This is a genomic window from Hymenobacter radiodurans (genome assembly GCF_004355185.1).
In the GTDB taxonomy this organism is placed as follows: domain Bacteria; phylum Bacteroidota; class Bacteroidia; order Cytophagales; family Hymenobacteraceae; genus Hymenobacter; species Hymenobacter radiodurans.
The window spans coordinates 4471066-4488993 of the sequence record NZ_CP037922.1 but is presented as its reverse complement, the minus strand read 5'-3'; the positions used below and the strand labels follow the sequence as shown (position 1 = coordinate 4488993).

Here is a 17928-nt window from a genome sequence, read left to right as displayed (position 1 = left end):
TACCCATTATTTCTTCTAGTAGCTATAGCTTTATTTCCACCTTTCGTGCTTCACGCTGCATCAGTCGCCATATATAGCGTGTTCTACCACCAAAAAAGCCCCCCAGCCAACCCCGCGCCGCTTTTTTTCGTTGGGTGATACTGAACACTTTAAGCACAACTGAGTTATCAAATCCTTGCCTACGTACGTTCGCCGCATCCTCTATGGTATCCTGGGGTTGGTGGCTTTTATTGTCCTACTGGTAATCCTGGTAGTGGTGGCTTTGCAGTTTCCGGCTGCGCAGGACTTTGCAGCCCGCAAAGCCAGCGGCTATCTGCAAGATAAGATTGGGACGGAAGTGCGGATCGGGAAATTTCGCACCGATTGGCGCAATGCCATTTCCCTCGATGATGTCTATCTGGAAGATCAGAAAGGGGATACACTGCTGTCGGTGGGGCACTTAGGTGTCAACATTGACTTGTGGGCCCTTACCAAATCACAGATCAATGTGAAGTCGGTAGAGCTAAACGATGGCACCGTAGGCATCACGCGCACCCTGCCCGATAGTACCTTCAACTTCGACTATATCACGGCAGCCTTTGCTACTGGCGACACTACTACCGCTCCGGTAGATACGGCCAGCGCGGGCTTTCAGTACAACATCGGCGATGCGCGCCTAACCAATATTCGCCTCACCTACGACGACCAAGTGGAAGGCATGGCCGTGAAGACGCGGGTAGGCGAGTTGGCCGTGAACATGGACGCCGTAGACGTGGATGCTTCCACCTACCGCATCGATCAAGCGGTGCTGCGCAACACTGCCATTAACATTGTACAGAGCAAAAATGCCCCCCGAACACCGCCGTCAGCGAGCCGCTGGAACTAGAGCTGGGTTTGAATAAAGCGTTGCTCGACAACGTCAGTCTGACGTACAAAAATGCTCCCTCGGCTCAGTATATCAACACCCGCGTAGGGCAGGCCGAAATCACGGCCGATAACATTGACCTGCGCAACTCACGCGTGGCGCTGAACACACTGCGTTTGCGCAACACGACATTTGCCTACGCTCAAAACGAAAACGTGCCCGTTGAGGAACGCATTATTAACCCCGCCGAGGCCGTGCGCGACTTGAACGAATCAGTGGAAAAAGCCACTGGCGAGGAAGCCAGTTGGGTCGTCACGCTTAAGAAGTCCGACATCAGCGACGTAGATGTCGCCTTCGACAACTTCAACGAGCCGGCCCAAAAAACCCGCGTGCGGGGCATGGACTACAATCATCTAAAATTCACCGACCTGATTCTGAACACGGAGAACCTGTTTTACTCCGAGAATCGCACCACCGGCCGCATCGTGAACTTGGCGGGTAAGGAGCAGAGCGGGTTTGAGGTGGAAAGCGCCACTGCTGATGTAATCTTCGACTCGGTGCAAACCCGCCTCGACAACCTCGACCTGATTACGCCCCACACCCGCATTCGGCGCACGCTAGCCATGGGCTACGAAAGCCTGGATGCGCTGGCCGATACCAAGAAACTCGGCCAGTTGCGTATTGAAGGCGACCTACGCGAAACGCGCCTCGGCTTCCGCGATATTCTGTATTTATCGCCTGATCTGGCCAATACGCCGCCTTTTACTACGGGCGCCAATCAATCGGTGCTGGTGAGTGGGCGCGTAAATGGCCGCGTGGGCGACTTCCGGGTGCAAAACCTGGATGTGGTTGGCTTCCGCAATACGGTATTGCGGGCCAGTGGCCGGATTCAGGGCTTGCCCGAAGTGGACCGCCGCCTGTACACCGACCTCAACATTGCGCAGTTTACGACCACCGCAGCCGACATTAAGAGCTTAGCGCCAGCCGGCACCATTCCACCAGAATATCAATTGCCACCGCGCATTGCGGTATCAGGCACGTTTCAGGGACGCCCAACGGCGATGGTGTTTGACACTAATCTGAAAGTGAATACCAGCTTCGGCAACGCGACGGCCGTAGTAAATATGGAGCCTGGCCCCGCCGGCCGCGAGCCCATTACGGCCCGCTTCTCAGTGCAAAACTTCAACGTGGGCGCCGTTCTCCGCGACCCCACAATTGGCCGCGTGACAACCACCGGCCGCCTCAACGCCCGCGGCCTCGATCCGGCCACTATGCAGGGCCGCCTAGTGGCCGACGTGCAGCGGGCCGAGTACAATGACTACACGTACCGCGACATCGCGGCCACCGTCGACATCGACCGCAACCGCTACGTGATTGCGGCCGAAAGCAAAACCGATCCTAACCTGAATCTGGATGTGCTGGCTACCGTGAATCTGCGCGACGCTAACAACCCAAGCTACGAAGTGTCGTCGCTGAACCTGCGGGGGGCAAATTTGACCGCGCTGGGCTTCTACACCGGCGGCGACCTGCGCGTGCAGGGCAACCTGACGGCCAACCTCAGCGGAGCCGATGCGAACTCGATCAACGGTACGTTCTCGGGACAAAATGTGGTCGTGGTGCGCGATAATCAGCCCTTTGCTTTTGGAGTGCTGGAAGGCAAAATCGTGCAGCAGCCCGGCCGCTCCGCGGTAGACGTGACCTCCGATATTTTTACGGTGAAGCTAGACGGCAACACGCCGCTGGGCGACTTAGCAACGGTACTTCAGCAACACATCGACCGCTACTTCGACCTCCCCGATGTGCGCTACGTAGCGGGTGGTCCGGCGCGCAACTTCACTTTCGATGTGCGCGTGCTGGAGCCCCGCCCGATTTCGGCGCTGGTGCCAGGCTTAACGAAGATTTCGCCCTTTAACCTGACCGGCGGCTTTGACAGCCGGGATGCTAACCTGACATTGAATAGCCGTATTCCGGTCATCATTTACGATGGCTACCGGCTCGATTCCACGCAGCTCACCATTGCTTCTGACCCTCAAAAGCTGGATTACGCACTGCGCATGCGCCAGGCTAGCCAGGATACCAGTCTGCGCCTGCCCAACCCCAGCATAACGGGCAACGTGGCCAACAATAAAGTGGCTACCAATGTGCGTGTTGGTGAATCAGACAACAATCAATTGCTGAATCTGGCGGGAGTGCTGCAAGTGCTAAACCAGGGCGATGCGTATGCGTTCAGCTTCGACGAAAACTTGGTAGTAAACAACCAGAAGTGGACGGTAGCGCTCAACAACGAGGTGCGCTACACCCTGGCTTCGGGTGCCATCCGAGCCGATAATGTACGCCTGAGTCAGGGTCAGCAATTTATTGAATTGCAGACGCTGCCGGGGGCTGAATATCCGCTGCAGGCGCGCTTGGGCAACCTCGACTTGAATATGCTGGCCGTAGCGGGCGGCTTGCAGGACTCGCTGGTAGGCGGTACGCTCAACGGGCAGGCGGTAGTGCGAAGCATAGGCCAGCCGCGCCAAGCCTTTACCGCCGATATGACGCTGAGCAGCTTGGCCTACAACAAGTCGATTATCGGTGACTTATCGTTGAATGCGACCAACCCCACCGCCGACCGTTATCAGGTAGATGCTCGCCTGACGGGTGGCCCCAACAACAACGAAGTACGAGCCACTGGTTACTACTTGGCGGCTGGTGCGTTGGATATGGCTATCAACGTGGCTCGTCTCAATCTGAATACGGCTGAGCCGTTTGCGCTCGGCGAAGTAAAGGAAATGACCGGCTACCTCACGGGGCAGTTTACGGTGAAGGGGACCACAAATGCCCCCCAGCTGCGCGGTACGCTCAATACCAACGACGCCGGCTTTACGCTAACCCAACTTGGGGCCCCCTTTACGCTGCCCAACGAGAGCCTGACCTTCGATGAGCAGGGTATCAAGTTTCAGGACTTTACCATCCTCGATTCACTGAATAATAAGGCCGAAATCAACGGCTACGTGTACACCAAGAACTACATTGATGATTACCGCTTTCAGCTACGGGCCGTGACCAATGACTTCCTGGCCGTGCAAAGCACCCAGCGCGACAACGAAATATTTTACGGTAAGCTGCTGGTCGATTCGGACACGCGCATTACCGGCGACCTCGCACTGCCACGCATTCGCACCACGGCTACCGTGGTGGAAGGCTCCAATCTGACGGTGGCGGTGCCCAACGACGAGGCCGTAGCCGTGGAGCGGGAGGGAATTGTGGAATTCATTGACCTCAGCGCGCCGCTCGATACCATGCTGGCTCGCCAGGCGCCCGTCGATTCGGCCCAGACGGCAGAAGGGTTTGACATTGCCGCCGTCGTGACCGTGACCGATGAAACGCCCTTCACCATTATTATCGACCAAGCATCCGGCGACAACCTGAAGGTGCGGGCCGCGGGCACGCTGAATACTGCTATAGACCCGGCGGGCACTATTACGCTCAGCGGCCGCTTAGACGTGACGGAGGGTAAGTACGCTATGTCGCTTTACGACTTGGCGTCGCGGGAATTCGAAATTGCCCAGGGTAGCTCCATTGTGTGGAGCGGCGACCCGTATAATGCACAAACCAATGTGACGGCCATATTCAATGTAAAAACGGCCCCCGCTGAGCTATTGGCCGGCCAGGGCGAAGCCGATGAGAGTTTGCAGACGATTGGCCGCAACCAGTTGCCCTTTGAGGTGCTGCTGAAAGTAAACGGCGACCTGCTCAAGCCCATTATCAGCTTCGATATCCAACTTCCCGAGGATACTCGTACCCAGCTGCGCCCTCAGATTGAAAACCGTCTGGCTCAGTTGCGCCAGCCCAGCCAATCCGACGAATTGAATAAGCAGGTGTTTTCGCTGCTGGTCCTAGAGCGCTTCTTGGCTGCCAATCCGTTCGAGTCGAGTGGGGGTAGTTTGGTGGCGGAGCAGTTGCGGGGTAGCGCCAGTCAGGTGCTTACTTCGCAGCTCAATAAGCTCACAGGTAGCTACTTATCTAATTTGGGCGTGGAGCTAGGCGTGAATTCACAGGCCGATTTCTCCTCGGGCTCCGAAAAAACGCGCACCGATCTGAACGTAGCCGTGCGCCGCCAGCTCTTCAACGACCGCGTGACGGTGCGCCTGGGTACTGATGTGCCGTTGGCCGGTGGCAACCAAGCTTCCAGCGGGCAGCAAAGCGTGAGCAATTTTGCCGGCGACGTGAGCATCGAATATGATATTCTGGCCAATGGCCGCCTGCGTCTGCGCGCTTATCGTAACAACGCCTACGGCGACATCGATGGGCAGTACGTGCGCAACGGGGCATCGCTCATCTTCCAACGCGACTACAAGACCCTGGCTGACTTATTTCAAGGCATCGACAAAGACGTAAAAGTAGAGCGCAAGCAAAACCGTAAACGCGAAAAGCAAGAAGAAAAAGCTGTTAAAGACACGGTGCAAACCGTAGCTACGCCCCGACGCGAAGCCGGACGCCTGGCGAGGCGCCAGACGACTTCGGGCCGGTAATTCTATAGGTTAAAATTGTCCTGCCGAGTGCCGCGAAGCATCTCGCGTGCAGACGCAGGATTACTAATTAGATAACCTCGTGCGCGATGCTCGGCATGACGTTCTAGTTACTAGCATTCAACATCAACATTACTCCGTGCTTTCTCCGACTTACACCTTTCTACTTTCCTTCAAAAAAGCCCCCAGCGCCGGTTGCCGTTGCTGGTGCTCGCTTTGCTGCTAGCCAGCTGTTCCGGTACCAAGTTTATCCCGGAAGGCAGTAAGCTCTACACGGGCAGCACGGTCACTATCAAGTCGGAAAGCGCAATTCCGAACGAATCGGTGCTCACAACAGAGCTGGAATCGGTGATTACGCCCAAACCCAATAGCTCCATTCTGGGGTTGCGGCCTAAGCTCTATTTCTGGCATATGGGCGAGGGCAAAACCAAGGGCTTAGGCAAGTGGCTGGCCAATAAATACGGCGAAGAGCCCGTACTACTGAGCGTCGTGGACACCAACACTGTGAAGGGCCTGATGACCAACCGCTTGTACAACAACGGCTACTTTAAGCCCGCGGTCAGCAGCAAGGTGAAGGTAAAGGACAATACCGCCTCCGTTGACTACGTGGCCACCGTGGGCAAGCCCTATTTGATTAAGGAAATCCACTTTCCCGACCGTGACACGCTCCTTGATCGTGCCATTCGGGCCACGGAGCCGAACTCCCTGCTGAAAGTGGGCGACCCGTACAACCTGCAAACCATGATTAACGAACGCGTGCGCATCGACGCGGCGCTCAAAAATCAGGGATTTTATTACTTCAACCCCGATTATATTCTGTTTCAGGTAGATAGCACCTTGGATAATGAGGCAAACGTCTATCTGAAAATCAAAGGCACGATTCCGCCGCAGGCTGCCAAGCCTTATGTGCTCAACCGGGTGACGCTGGACACCGATTATACTCTTTCTGATACGACCGAAGGAGCGAAGGAGCCAATCATGTTTCGGGGCTACCGCTACTTCCCCGACGAGAAAGTATTCAAGGCGAAAGCCATTACCAACGCCACCTTTATTTACCCCGATAGCATCTATCGTCGTCGCCGCTCCGACCAGACGCTAAGCCGGTTGATGAGCCTGGGTACGTTCAAGTTTGTGGACATCCGGTACCGTTCTGCGAACCAGCCTGATTCGGGTGGTTACGGCCGTCTCAACTCCTTGGTGCGCATGACGCAGGTACCCAAAAAGTCGCTGCGGGCGGAGTTGCAGATGAACGTGTCCAACATCTTCACCGGGCCGGGTATTGTGGTGCAGTTCCGCAACCGCTCCGCCCTGCGCGGGGCCGAACAGCTGACGATTAATGGGCGAGCCTCGTTTGAAACTGGTAATGGTATCCAGTCGGGCGTGACCTCCACTACCATCGGGGTGGATGCCCAACTGTTGGTGCCGCGCCTGATTACGCCGCCCTTCAACATTCGCTTAGTCAACTCGGATTTTCAGCCCCGCACCTTCTTCAATGCGGGCTACAAGTATGTGCTGCGCACCAATTTCTTCCAGCAGGATGTGTTCAACGTGGGCTATGGCTACAGCTGGAAAACCAAGGTGACCAATGAGCAGCAGCTGCAACCCATCGACGTACAGTACCTGCGCCTGGCCAACACCGATGCTGAATTTGATCGGTTGCTAGAGGAGCGTCCTTTCTTGGCCAACAGCTTCCGCCAGCAGTTTATTCTGGGCAGCAACTACAGCTATACCTACAACCAGCAGGTGCTGGAGCAGCGTCGCAACCAGATCTATTTCAACAGCGGCATTGAGCTGGCCGGCAACTTGGCTTACCTGCTGCAAAGCACCAAAGGGGCTCCGCGAAACGAGCAGGGCAACTACGAGCTGTTTGGTCAGGAGTTTTCGCAGTACACCAAAGTCAATCTGGAGTTCCGCAACTACTACCGCGTGTCGCCCGATGCTACCAGCGGCAACCGGTTTGCTACGCGGCTACTGATTGGGGTGGGTGTGCCTTACAAGAACTCCAGCGTGCTGCCCTACCTGAAGCAGTACGGTATTGGCGGCCCCAACAGCGTGCGGGCCTTCGCGGCGCGGGGCGTGGGGCCAGGCACGTATCGGGCGCAGGACCCGGAAGATGTAAACGCCTTCTACGACCAGGTGGGCGATATGCGCCTGGAAGCCAACATCGAATACCGCCACGACTTGTTTCCTTACGTGAAAGGTGCGCTGTTTGTCGACGCGGGTAATATCTGGCTGATCAACGCCGACCCGGACCGCCCTACCTTCGACGCAAACGGTCAGCCCGACGGTAAAAACGGTCAGTTCAAGTTCAATAGCTTCTTCAGAGAATTAGCCGTTGGTGCCGGTGCCGGTATCCGCATCGATGTGCAGTTCTTCGTTATTCGCTTCGATGCAGCCTACCCGCTGGTATATCCGTTTGAGAACGGTGCTTTTCAGACCCAGAATGGCGACGAGTACAACAAGCTGGACTCTGGCTTTAAGGCAGTGCGCTTAAATATTGGTATTGGCTATCCATTCTAGTATAGTAAACATTTGCTTGCGAAGAGCCAAAAAAGCCCCCCGATGCGCATCGGGGGGCTTTTTTGGGCTCTCTCCAACTATGTATTGGTGTTGGGAAACTGAGTGAAAGCGAATGAAAGTAGATTTTATATTTATTGTTTATCAATAAATTTTTATTGTAATTTGTGTGTAAACTTTTATTCAAACACTCATGGAAGCAAAAGACAAGTTTATTCTGAACACCGTGCATGTAGTGTTCTGGGTGATATTTATCGGCCTGTGTATCAAAAGCATGGCGTTGCTCATCGCACTTTTGGTAAGCCTGTTTGTAAATCCGGAAGGGGCGCGAAACCTCTACTCGGAACTCGACCTGTATACTCTTTACCAACTCGACACCCGCCACTATGTCTCTGTGGTGTCGTTTATGATTGCCTTATCGGGCTTGAAAGCTTATATCGCTTACTTGGTTATCAAGATCTTTTCGCGATTCGATTTCACGCGTCCGTTTGATGCCAACGTTTCCTTGTTGATAACGGAAATTAGCCACGTCGCGCTCCGGACGGGGGTAGTGGCGCTGGTGGCCAACGGCTACAGCGACTGGCTAATCAAAAAAGGCGTGGCGGTGCAGCAAGATTGGGGCAGCAGTGAGTTCTTGTTTCTGGCCGGCGTGCTGTTTATCGTAGCGCAGGTATTTAAGCGTGGGGTTGAGTTTCAGGCCGAAAATGAGCTAACCGTCTGACGTATGCCCATAGTTGTGAATTTGGACGTGATGATGGCCAGGCGTAAAATGTCTTTGAATGAGCTTTCCGAAAAAGTTAATCTAACATTATCCAATCTCTCCGTACTAAAAACCGGCAAGGCAAAGGCCATCCGCTTCAGTACGCTTGAGGCTATTTGTCAGGCCCTGAACTGCCAGCCGGGAGATATTCTGGAGTTCGTGGAGTGACATTCTCACTCCCCATTACCTAAAGCTTTCGCAGAATGAAAAGCCCCCCAGATCTTGGTCTGGGGGGCTTTTCATTCTGCGAAAGCTTACGCTTCCACGGCTACGCGCTTCATGGCTCTTTCGGAATCACCGTTGGAAACAGCAGCAGGCACCACCGTCACTACCACGTACTTAGAAGTAGGGGTATTGCTCACTTTGGCTACGCTTTCGATGGGCACCAGCGGGTTGGCCTCGGGGAAGTAAGCGCAAACGTTGCCCTTCGGAATATCGTAGGGTACGGCCACAAACTTCTCTACCGTACGCTGCTCGCCTTGGTAGTGGCTGGTGATATCGATGAGGTCCTTGGCTTTGATGTTGCGGGCAGCCATGTCGGCCTTGTTCATGAACAGCACACGCCGCTCATTGTAGACGCCGCGGTAACGGTCGTTGTATTCGTAAATGGTCGTGTTGAACTGGTCGTGGCTGCGTACCGTCATCAGCACCAGCTGGTCAGGCTCAAGTTGATACTTGTCCAGCGTAGTAGTGGTGAAGTTAGCCTTGCCATTCTGCGTTGTGAACTTGCGCTCGCGGGGGCCGTTGGGCAAATAAAAGCCCCCCGGGCGCCGTAGCTTCTCGTTGAAATCCTCGAAGCCCGGAATTACGCGGGCAATGTGGTTGCGGATGTTATCGTAATTCTGGGTCATGGCCACCCAATCCACTTTCGTACGGTTGCCGAGGGTAGCAATGGCCATACCGCTGATGATGGCTACTTCGCTCAGCATCTGCCCATCCAGCGGTACTAGTATGCCTTTGTTCTGGCTCACCACGCCCATAGAATTCTCGCAGGACGTCATCTGGTGTCCCGACTTCTGCATGTCGATATCCAGGTGAGTGAAGCAGGGCAGCAGCAGGCTGGTTTCACCGGTTACGAGGTGGCCACGGTTGAGCTTGGTACCCACAAATACGGTCAGCTTCTGCTTGCGCATGCCTTCGGCAATCAGCTCGGTATCAGGGCCGGCGGCCAGCAAATTGCCCCCCAGACTGAAGTATACCTTGATTTTGCCCAGCACCATTGCCTTAATGGTTTCTACCGTATCCAGCCCTTGTTCGCGGGGTGGTGAGAAGCCGAATTCCTTTTCCAGTGCATCCAGGAAATTCTTATGCGGCTTTTCCCAGATGCCCATCGTCCGGTCGCCCTGCACGTTGGAGTGGCCGCGCACCGGACAAGTGCCCGCGCCCGGCTTGCCAATGGCGCCCTTCATCAATTGCAGATTGACGATTTCCTGAATGGTTTCGACGCCTTTCCGCTGCTGTGTGACGCCCATGGCCCAGCAGGTGATAATCTTTTGCTTGTTGGCAATGAGGTTGGCCGCTTCCAGCAATTCAGCGCGGGTAATACCGCTGATCTCCTCAATTTCCTGCCAGCTGGTGTTGCGAATGTTCTGCTCAAACGATTCGAAGCCCGTGGTGAACTCGGCTATGAAAGGGCGGTCGATTACCTGGCCGGGGTTGCGGTCTTCGGCCTCAAACAAATGCTTCATCAGGCCGCGCAGTAGGGCCATGTCGCCATCCACGCGCACCTGCAAGTATACGTCGGTAATCTGGGTGCCGTCGCCCATGAGCGCACCCAGCGCCCGTACCGGATTCATGAAATCCTGCGGGTTTTTGAAGTGGTTCAGGCCCGCTTCGATCAACGGATTGACGCTGATGATTTTGGCTCCATTGCGCTTCGCCTTTTGCAAAGCCGTGAGCATACGCGGATGGTTGGTGCCGGGGTTCTGACCGATAATCAGAATGACCTCGGCCTCATATAAGTCGTTGAGCGTGACGGAGCCTTTGCCCAAGCCCAGCGTGGGGCTGAGGGCCGAGCCACTGCTCTCGTGGCACATATTGGAGCAGTCGGGCAGGTTGTTGGTGCCAAACTCGCGCACAAAAAGCTGAAACAGAAAAGCTGGCTCGTTGGGCACTTTGCCCGAGGTATAGAACGCCGCCTCATCCGGCGACGCCAGCGCGTTCAATTCGCGGCCAATAATCTGGAACGCTTCGGGCCACTCAATGGGCTCGTAGTGCGTGCCGCCGGGGCGCTTCACCAGCGGGTGCGTAAGGCGGCCAGCGTTGTTCTGGTCGCGGTCGGTCATGCGCGAGAGGTCGGCGAGGCTATGCTTGGCAAAGAACTCAGGGCCAGCGGCTTTATCGTCGGCGTCGGAGGCGGTAGCTTTGGCGCCATTCTCGCAGAACTCAGCTACTGAGCGATGATCATCCGGGTCGGGCCAGGCGCAGCTGGAGCAGTCGAAACCGTCCTTCTGGTTCATCTTGAGCAGCCCGCGGCTACCTCGGTTTACGCCGCCCTCGCTCCAGCTAAACTGCATGGACTTGATCACGGCCGTCACGCCCGCCGCTACTTTCATGCGCTCCTCCAGCTTCAGGCCGGTGAGCGTCTCGACGGGCTGGGCCAAGATGGGAAACAGGTATTTGGCGCGGGCTGTTTCGGGAGCTGGGATATGTTCTTCTTCCTTGTTCAACTGTCCTTCAGGGTTGTAATGGTCGGGTGCGGGTGCTTCGCCTTGGTCGGAGCGCTCCCCGCTTTTGGGCACGTTGTCCTGGGCGGTTTGCTCATGCGTCTGGCCGGCTTTGCTGGGGTCTGCGGCGGGAGATTTTTCCATAACAAAACGAAAGAATGGGATGAAATAGGGTGGGAAAGCGGAAGGCCGAACTAGCTGAAATTCAGTGCCCAGCTATTCCTTAACCAAAGTAGGCAATTCTTGGTTTTCACTCCTTTTCTGGCTCGAAAGCAGAACCCGCAAAGGAGAGCTTATGCAGTGGAATATGTCGGCTACTTAGTGCCGACAGTCTAGGTCTTTTTCAATTAAAACGTTAAGCGTTTGGCTTTCGGTGAGCAGAAGCGTAGCCGAAAGCCCATTCTGGTCGGTGCCGGTCCACTGATTGGCCAAGGTGGCGGGCACTTTCACGGTGATGGCGCCAGCCCCATACGTCACCCGAAAATGCTCCGTTTCTACGCGCTCCAGCGCGTAGGTCAGAGTGTCGGTGGCGGTAGGACCCAGCGGTAGCACCGCCGCGACCCGACCGGCATCGGCAAACTGGTGCACCTCCGCCTCGGAGAGGCGGAGGCGGAGGGAGTTGTCTTCAATGCGAAGTTTCATGGGGAGCTGAGTTGGTACGAATGCGCCATTCTCCACAATATACGTTGTAGCGCCCCTGACGAACGAAACCGCAAAGCGTCATGCCAAAGTTTTGAGCGGCCTGCACCGCCAGCGAGCTGGGCGCCCCCACGGCGGCCATGATTGGGATGCCCGCCACCGCCGCTTTTTGCACTAGCTCAAATGACGCCCGCCCGCTCACCAGCAATACCGTATTGTGCAAAGGCAGCTGCTCCTGCAGCAGCGCCGCCCCGATTACTTTATCCAGGGCATTGTGCCGCCCCACATCCTCACGCAGCAGGAGCAATTCACCTTCGGGCGAAAACAAAGCCGCCGCGTGCAAGCCACCCGTTTGCTCAAACAAGGCCTGCGCCGCCCGCTGCCGCTCCGGCAACTGATGTATGACCGCGGCATCTACGTGGGGGGCATTTTTGGGCAACATCGGGCAGGAGGCGGCGTGCACGGCCTCGATGCTGGTTTTGCCGCAGACGCCGCAGCTGCTGCTGGTATAGAAGTGCCGCTCCAAGCGGGGAAGATCGGGGGTAGAAGTTGGAGCTAGCTCAGCCCGAACTACGTTTTCGCGCTCGTCTTCTTTTTCCACATCGGGGCAATAGATGACACCCTGCAAATCGTGGCGGCTCCGAATAATTCCTTCGGTGAGCAGGAAGCCGGCGGCCAGTTCAAAGTCGTGGCCCGGCGTGCGCATAGTGATAGAAAGCGTGCGGTGCTCCCGCTGACCGCTGGGGCCGTAGCCAATCCGGATTTCCAGCGGCTCCTCGGCGGCCAGTACATCAGAGGCTACCGTTACTTCTTGACCCTGTACTTTGTGTACGGTCACGTAGTCGTAGCTGGTGGGGGGCAAAAATACGGGTGCGGACACGTGAGTAGGAGTAGAAGGCGGAAAAAGCGGTGATTACAAGGTATTGATTAACTCTATGGTACCACAGTTAGTTTAACCAATCAACGCCGGCCCGACTGCGCCGCGCAACATCATCACGCTACAGCTAAATTTGCATTAGCTAGGTTTCTATAGTTACTTATCTGTTCTATGCTAACTCAAGAAGACCGTCAACGCTACCGCCGCCACCTCCAGCTGCCCGAAATAGGGGAGGAGGGGCAGGCGCGCTTACTGTCCGCACGGGTGCTGGTGGTAGGCGCCGGCGGCCTAGGCTGTCCAGTGCTGCAATACCTGGCTGCCGCGGGCGTCGGCACGCTCGGCATTGCCGATTCCGACCGGGTAGAGCTCAGCAACCTACAGCGGCAAATTCTGTTCGGCAACGCAGACATCGGCCAGATGAAAGCGGAGGCCGCGGCCCGGGCCATAAAGCGTCTCAATCCATCCATCAAGTGCGAAACCCACGCCCGGCGCGTCGATCGGGTGAGTGTCGAAAAGCTGGTTGCCGCCTACGATTTGGTGGTCGATGGCTCCGATAATTTTGCCACCCGCTACTTGCTCAACGATGCCTGCGTGAGCGTGCATCGGCCACTGGTGTCGGGGGCCATTTATAAGTTTGAAGGACAGGTATCAGTGTTCAATTATCAGGGCGGACCTACGTATCGCTGCCTGTTCCCGACGCCACCCTCGGCCGCCGAGGCACCCAACTGCGATACTACCGGCGTGCTAGGTGTGCTGCCCGGCCTCATTGGCTGCGCTCAAGCAACCGAGGCGCTCAAGGTACTGCTGGGCCTGGGCGAAGTGCTGCGCGGTCGGCTCTGGATATTCGATGCGCTGAGCTTTCAGTCGCGCATTTTGCGCTTTCCGCGCCACCCCGAGCATTCCTTACTCAATCTCAGCACCGCTTCCTCCACCGATTATGCGGAACTCTGCTCAGCCACGCCCGTAGCCATCACAGCGCCAGAGTTGGCCGACTTACTGGCCTCCGAAGCGCCGCCGTTTCTGCTGGATGTGCGCGAGCCGGAGGAATATTACCGCTTTCATCTGCCGGGGGCCACGCTTATTCCGCTGAGCCAGGTAGTGGCGCGCGCTGGTTTACTGCCTCGCCACCACCCCATTGTAGTGTATTGTCACCACGGTGGACGGAGCGCGGCAGCTATTACGGAGTTGCAGACTAAGGCGGGCTTTACCAACCTGCAAAACCTGGCAGGGGGCATTCATGCCTGGGCGCTGGAAGTTGATCCACAAATGCCGCAATACTGAGGGAGGATTTCGGAAGCTAGTGGTTTACTTGGCGTCCGTGCTCAGTATAGCATTGGATGCATCTCTGACCCATTCCCGCCCCTTATGCCCAATTCTACCGTGTTGGCTACCACCACCCGCACCATTGCTTACCGTCCTGACCTAGGAGTTTTAATTGTTCGCTGGCATCAGGATGCCTCCTTATCGGTTTTGCAAGCCGATTATCAAACCATGCTGGATGTGGCTATTAAAAATAACTGCGCTCAATGGCTGCTGGATGTGCGCCGCCGCGAAAACACCGATCCGCAGCTGAGCGCGTGGGCTAGCGCTACTTTTTACCCCCATGCCGCCGCTCACCTACTGCCCCAGCGCTTGCGCTTGGGTATTCTCAACTCCGCTTATATCTACGACCGCTTCCGCAACGACCCCGCGCACCAGCAGCACGTAGCGTATATGCTCGCGCCAGAACGACCTTTTCTGGCCAATGTTTTTGATGATGAAGGCGAGGCCACGCGCTGGTTGCAGGAAGGCAAAAAATAAGCAGAGGCGCGAGTTGCCGATGCCTGTTTACACCTTTCTTTGCTGAGAATTATACGTCCTAAAAATGCCCCCCAGTATCGCTCCAACTCCTCGCCGCATCCGTTTTGACCGCAATGAGCTGGCCGGGGCGTTCGGGGATTTGGGCACCGATCTGCCGCTGCTGATTGGCATCATCGCCGCCTCCAATGTTGATAGTGCCAGCGTGCTGATCATGTTTGGGCTGATGCAGCTGTTTTCGGGCTTTTGGTACGGCCTGCCCATGCCGGTGCAGCCGCTGAAGGCATTTGCCGCGCTGGTTATTGCCCAGAAATTGCCCGGCAACGTCATCTTCGGCGGCGGGCTCGCTATTGGCGTGGTCATGTTCCTGCTCTCCGTGTTGGGGCTGATAGATGGGCTGGCCCGTTTGGTGCCGAAGCCTGTGGTACGCGGTATTCAGCTGGGGCTGGCGTTGCAGCTAGCTTCGCTGGCGCTCAAGGAATATGTGCCCGCCGATGGTCTGGGGGGCTATTTGTTGGCTGCCGCGGCCTTTGGCGTCACGGTGGCGCTGCTCGGTAATCGGCGCTGGCCGGCGGCGCTGCTGGTAATTGCGTTGGGGGGCATTTATGCCTTGATTTTCAAGCTCGATCTTACGTCTTCCTACGCCGCACTGGGCTTTCATCTGCCTACCTGGCACACGCCCAACCGCGCCGATGTACTGACGGGCGCTCTGCTGTTGGCCTTACCTCAGATTCCGCTTTCCCTCGGTAACTCCATTCTGGCCACCAAACAGGTGCTCACCGATTTCTTTCCTGAGCGCCGCATCACCGTCCGCCAAATCAGCTTCACTTACTCGCTGATGAACCTGGTCAATCCATTTTTTGGTGGGGTGCCGGTGTGCCACGGCTCCGGTGGGCTGGTAGGGCACCACGCGTTCGGGGCGCGCTCCGGGGGCTCGGTTATTCTGTATGGGGGGCTTTTTTTGGTGATGGGTCTGTTTTTCAGCCAAGGCTTCGCTCAGATTGTGCAGATATTTCCGCTGCCTATCCTCGGCATTCTGCTCCTATTTGAATCGCTCACGCTGGCCGCTCTCATCCGCGACTTGACCGGCTCCCGCGCCGATTTGCTGGTGGCCTTGCTGGTGGGTTTGTTGTGCGGCGGTCTGCCTTATGGGTATCTGGTAGGGCTGGTAGTCGGTACGGCGGTGTACTACACCATGCAGCGCGGTTGGGCAGGCTTGGGTAAGTAAATCGGGCAGCAAATACCCGTATTACATAGGCAAACTGTAGGGTTATAGTATTTATGACTGGAAACAAAACGATGCTCACGCAAGACCAGAACAAGCAAAATGCCATTGCTTTCTATGAGCTGATGTTCAACGACTGCCAGCCGGCGGCCGCCATTGCCCGCTACGTTGGCAGCGAGTACATCCAGCATAATCCGCACGTGACAGATGGCAAACAAGGCTTCATCGAATATTTCGAGCGAATGGAGCGCGAATACCCCGGTAAGCACGTGGAAATAAAGCGCGCCTTCGCCGATGGCAACCACGTTATCCTGCATTGCCATCAGCACTGGCCCGGCGACCACGATTATGCCGGTATCGACATTTTTCGCTTCGACGAGCAGGGCAGAATCGTGGAGCACTGGGACGTGCTGCAAATAGTACCTCCCGACTCCAAGAACAGCAACGGCATGTTCTAGCCCCTACGATACATTTAAGATGCCTCGGATAATCGTTTGGTAGATAGGGGTTTCGGTCATGCCGTTGTGCCCAATTCCGGGCAGCGTAATAAGCCGATCCGAGGGCTTGAGCAAAGGCTTGAGCTTCAGCGACGAGCCGTAGTACACTACCTCATCCTGGTCGCCGTGGATGAGTACGACTGGGGCTTTCACCTGCGGTAATAATTCGTGGGTGCGCATAGGATAGCGCAGCAATACGCCCGGCACCCAAGGATAAAAGTGCTGAGCCAAATCCTGAAAGCTGTAATAGGGCGCTTGCAGAATAAGCAATCGGGGTTGATAATGAGCGGCGAGCCAAGTTGCTAGTCCCGTACCCAGCGAGTAGCCCATCACTACCGTCTGGTTCTCGCGGTATCGAGCTTTTATATACCTGTACGCTGCCTCAGCGTCATCGATAAGCTGCTTTTCGCTGTTGATTGCGCCCTCGCTTTTGCCATAGCCCCGATAGTCGATCATAAATACGTCGTAGCCCAAGCGGGTGTATACTGGCGCCACTTCGCCCCAATCAGCCAGTGAGCCGGCGTTGCCGTGCAAGTAAAAGATGAGGCCCTTCGGGGCTGGCGTAGTAAAGAGCAAGCCATGCAGGCGCAGGCCGTCAGCAGTAGGTGCCCAGCATTCCTCGAAGGGGAAAGGGAAGGAAAAACGGTGGTCGGGGGGCAATTTCTGCGGAAAGAACAGCAGGCTTTCCTGCTTGTAATAAAGCAGGCAGCACACCGCTCCATACAGCACGAAAGCTACGCCAAATGCAACGAGCAGAAGTTTCATGGCAAGGCTTGGGCCGGGTTGCGGGTGGCCAAGTGGATAAGCCAATATACCACTTAGCTATTATATTACCGACAACGGTGTAGCTTAGCCGCAGCAGTTGGTTATACCCTGGCTAATTATTTATGGCTCAGTAAGTAAGCCTAAAACTGTCAGCCCGCCCGCCGCTCGCCTAGCTCAACCAAAACCATGGTTTATCGTTGAGCTTACCATGAAGCGCACTCCTCCCTTTTATTCGTTTGTGCGTGGTATCGGGGTCAAGGATGTATACCACGACAACGATGAGTGCGCGATTGCGAGGAGCGTAGAAGAGGTTTATCGGCTGCCGGGCAACGGAAAGAATCGAACACACTGCGCTTTCTGCGCTATTCTTAACAAAGCGTTAGGTCGAAGCAGATAAGCTACATCTGGTTCTTATTCTCCTCATCAAGAAGCATAATTACCTCGTCCAGAGATAGTTCGCCAGCTATAAATTTATTTAATAGCTGTTGTTCCTGTTGCGCAGGGGCTAGGGGAGTGTTTTGCGTAATAGTTAAAGCCCAGGCTACTGCCCGCTCACGCCCATCACGCTGCATTAAGTCGGAAGGCTGCAAAGGTTTCATACCTGCAATTTCCAAACACCTCTCCTTATGCGCAAGCTGAGCAGGGCTCTTATTTCTTGAAAAAATACTTAAATATTAGCACTAGGGGGTTACTTCAGGCATGGGTAAATACGTACCCAGAATCGGTTTATTTTAAATAAACACATCAGGAACACATCAGGAACACAGTATTAAAATTCCCTTAAAAGTCTAAATACTTCTGGTGCGCCAACTACTAAAGGCAAAGGTATG

The 17928-nt window shown here is 55.7% G+C and carries 14 protein-coding genes; 9 read left to right on the top strand and 5 right to left on the bottom strand.

What is annotated here, in order from left to right:
* The first annotated feature begins 175 nt into the window (after positions 1–175).
* The 5 genes from EPD59_RS20340 to EPD59_RS20320 all read left to right on the top strand — a co-directional run bounded on the left by EPD59_RS20340 (position 176) and on the right by EPD59_RS20320 (position 8800).
* A complete protein-coding gene (locus EPD59_RS20340; RefSeq protein WP_133274377.1) occupies positions 176–865 on the top strand; it encodes a DUF748 domain-containing protein in 690 nt (229 codons plus the stop codon).
* Between the two features lie 8 nt (positions 866–873).
* Positions 874–5358 (top strand): translocation/assembly module TamB domain-containing protein, encoded by a 4485-nt coding sequence (locus EPD59_RS20335; RefSeq protein WP_133274376.1) that lies wholly within the window; start codon positions 874–876, stop codon positions 5356–5358.
* A 204-nt stretch (positions 5359–5562) separates the two neighbouring features.
* The gene (tamL, locus tag EPD59_RS20330; RefSeq protein ID WP_133274375.1) at positions 5563–7875 is read left to right on the top strand and encodes a translocation and assembly module lipoprotein TamL; all 2313 of its coding nucleotides are present in this window, start codon (positions 5563–5565) and stop codon (positions 7873–7875) included.
* 190 nt (positions 7876–8065) lie between these two features.
* A complete protein-coding gene (locus EPD59_RS20325) occupies positions 8066–8593 on the top strand; it encodes a DUF2975 domain-containing protein (protein WP_133274374.1) in 528 nt (175 codons plus the stop codon).
* 3 nt (positions 8594–8596) lie between these two features.
* Positions 8597–8800 carry a helix-turn-helix domain-containing protein gene (locus tag EPD59_RS20320; RefSeq protein WP_133274373.1) on the top strand — a complete coding sequence of 68 codons (204 nt, stop codon included), beginning with the start codon at positions 8597–8599 and terminating at the stop codon, positions 8798–8800.
* Positions 8801–8886: 86 nt separating this feature from the next.
* Here EPD59_RS20320 and EPD59_RS20315 read toward each other — a convergent pair whose 3' ends face one another.
* The 3 genes from EPD59_RS20315 to fdhD form a co-directional block, all read right to left on the bottom strand.
* Positions 8887–11442: an FdhF/YdeP family oxidoreductase gene (locus tag EPD59_RS20315; protein WP_133274372.1), complete on the bottom strand. Its 2556-nt coding sequence runs from the start codon at positions 11440–11442 to the stop codon at positions 8887–8889.
* Positions 11443–11616: 174 nt separating this feature from the next.
* On the bottom strand, positions 11617–11940 hold the full coding sequence (locus EPD59_RS20310) for a DUF7009 family protein (RefSeq protein ID WP_133274371.1): 324 nt from the start codon (positions 11938–11940) through the stop codon (positions 11617–11619).
* Positions 11924–12817: a formate dehydrogenase accessory sulfurtransferase FdhD gene (gene fdhD / locus EPD59_RS20305; RefSeq protein WP_240731533.1), complete on the bottom strand. Its 894-nt coding sequence runs from the start codon at positions 12815–12817 to the stop codon at positions 11924–11926. Before fdhD ends, EPD59_RS20310 begins: the two co-directional genes overlap by 17 nt.
* 168 nt (positions 12818–12985) lie before the next feature.
* Between fdhD and moeB the strand changes: the two genes are divergently transcribed.
* The 4 genes from moeB to EPD59_RS20285 all read left to right on the top strand — a co-directional run bounded on the left by moeB (position 12986) and on the right by EPD59_RS20285 (position 16294).
* Entirely contained in the window at positions 12986–14095 is a 1110-nt protein-coding gene (gene moeB, locus EPD59_RS20300) for a molybdopterin-synthase adenylyltransferase MoeB (RefSeq protein ID WP_133274370.1), read from the top strand.
* Positions 14096–14179: 84 nt separating this feature from the next.
* A complete protein-coding gene (locus tag EPD59_RS20295) occupies positions 14180–14614 on the top strand; it encodes a hypothetical protein (RefSeq protein WP_133274369.1) in 435 nt (144 codons plus the stop codon).
* A gap of 64 nt (positions 14615–14678) precedes the next feature.
* Positions 14679–15839, top strand: a complete 1161-nt coding sequence (locus EPD59_RS20290; RefSeq protein WP_133274368.1) for a putative sulfate/molybdate transporter — start codon at positions 14679–14681, stop codon at positions 15837–15839.
* A 53-nt stretch (positions 15840–15892) separates the two neighbouring features.
* Positions 15893–16294, top strand: coding sequence for a nuclear transport factor 2 family protein (locus EPD59_RS20285; RefSeq protein WP_240731532.1), 402 nt, complete (start codon positions 15893–15895; stop codon positions 16292–16294).
* A 3-nt stretch (positions 16295–16297) separates the two neighbouring features.
* On the opposite strand, the gene EPD59_RS20280 is transcribed toward EPD59_RS20285, so the two are convergent.
* Both EPD59_RS20280 and EPD59_RS20275 read right to left on the bottom strand, forming a co-directional pair.
* On the bottom strand, positions 16298–17098 hold the full coding sequence (locus tag EPD59_RS20280; protein ID WP_133274367.1) for an alpha/beta hydrolase: 801 nt from the start codon (positions 17096–17098) through the stop codon (positions 16298–16300).
* Between the two features lie 398 nt (positions 17099–17496).
* The gene (locus EPD59_RS20275) at positions 17497–17697 is read right to left on the bottom strand and encodes a hypothetical protein (RefSeq protein ID WP_133274366.1); all 201 of its coding nucleotides are present in this window, start codon (positions 17695–17697) and stop codon (positions 17497–17499) included.
* Positions 17698–17928: the final 231 nt, after the last annotated feature.

Coding starts and splice junctions, on each gene's coding strand:
- moeB (WP_133274370.1), top strand. CDS start 12,986: ATGCTAACTCAAGAAGACCGTCAACGCTACCGCCGCCACCTCCAGCTG.
- EPD59_RS20325 (WP_133274374.1), top strand. CDS start 8,066: ATGGAAGCAAAAGACAAGTTTATTCTGAACACCGTGCATGTAGTGTTC.
- EPD59_RS20280 (WP_133274367.1), bottom strand. CDS start 17,098: ATGAAACTTCTGCTCGTTGCATTTGGCGTAGCTTTCGTGCTGTATGGA.
- EPD59_RS20310 (WP_133274371.1), bottom strand. CDS start 11,940: ATGAAACTTCGCATTGAAGACAACTCCCTCCGCCTCCGCCTCTCCGAG.
- EPD59_RS20285 (WP_240731532.1), top strand. CDS start 15,893: ATGACTGGAAACAAAACGATGCTCACGCAAGACCAGAACAAGCAAAAT.
- EPD59_RS20295 (WP_133274369.1), top strand. CDS start 14,180: ATGCCCAATTCTACCGTGTTGGCTACCACCACCCGCACCATTGCTTAC.
- EPD59_RS20320 (WP_133274373.1), top strand. CDS start 8,597: ATGCCCATAGTTGTGAATTTGGACGTGATGATGGCCAGGCGTAAAATG.
- EPD59_RS20290 (WP_133274368.1), top strand. CDS start 14,679: ATGCCCCCCAGTATCGCTCCAACTCCTCGCCGCATCCGTTTTGACCGC.
- EPD59_RS20315 (WP_133274372.1), bottom strand. CDS start 11,442: ATGGAAAAATCTCCCGCCGCAGACCCCAGCAAAGCCGGCCAGACGCAT.
- EPD59_RS20275 (WP_133274366.1), bottom strand. CDS start 17,697: ATGAAACCTTTGCAGCCTTCCGACTTAATGCAGCGTGATGGGCGTGAG.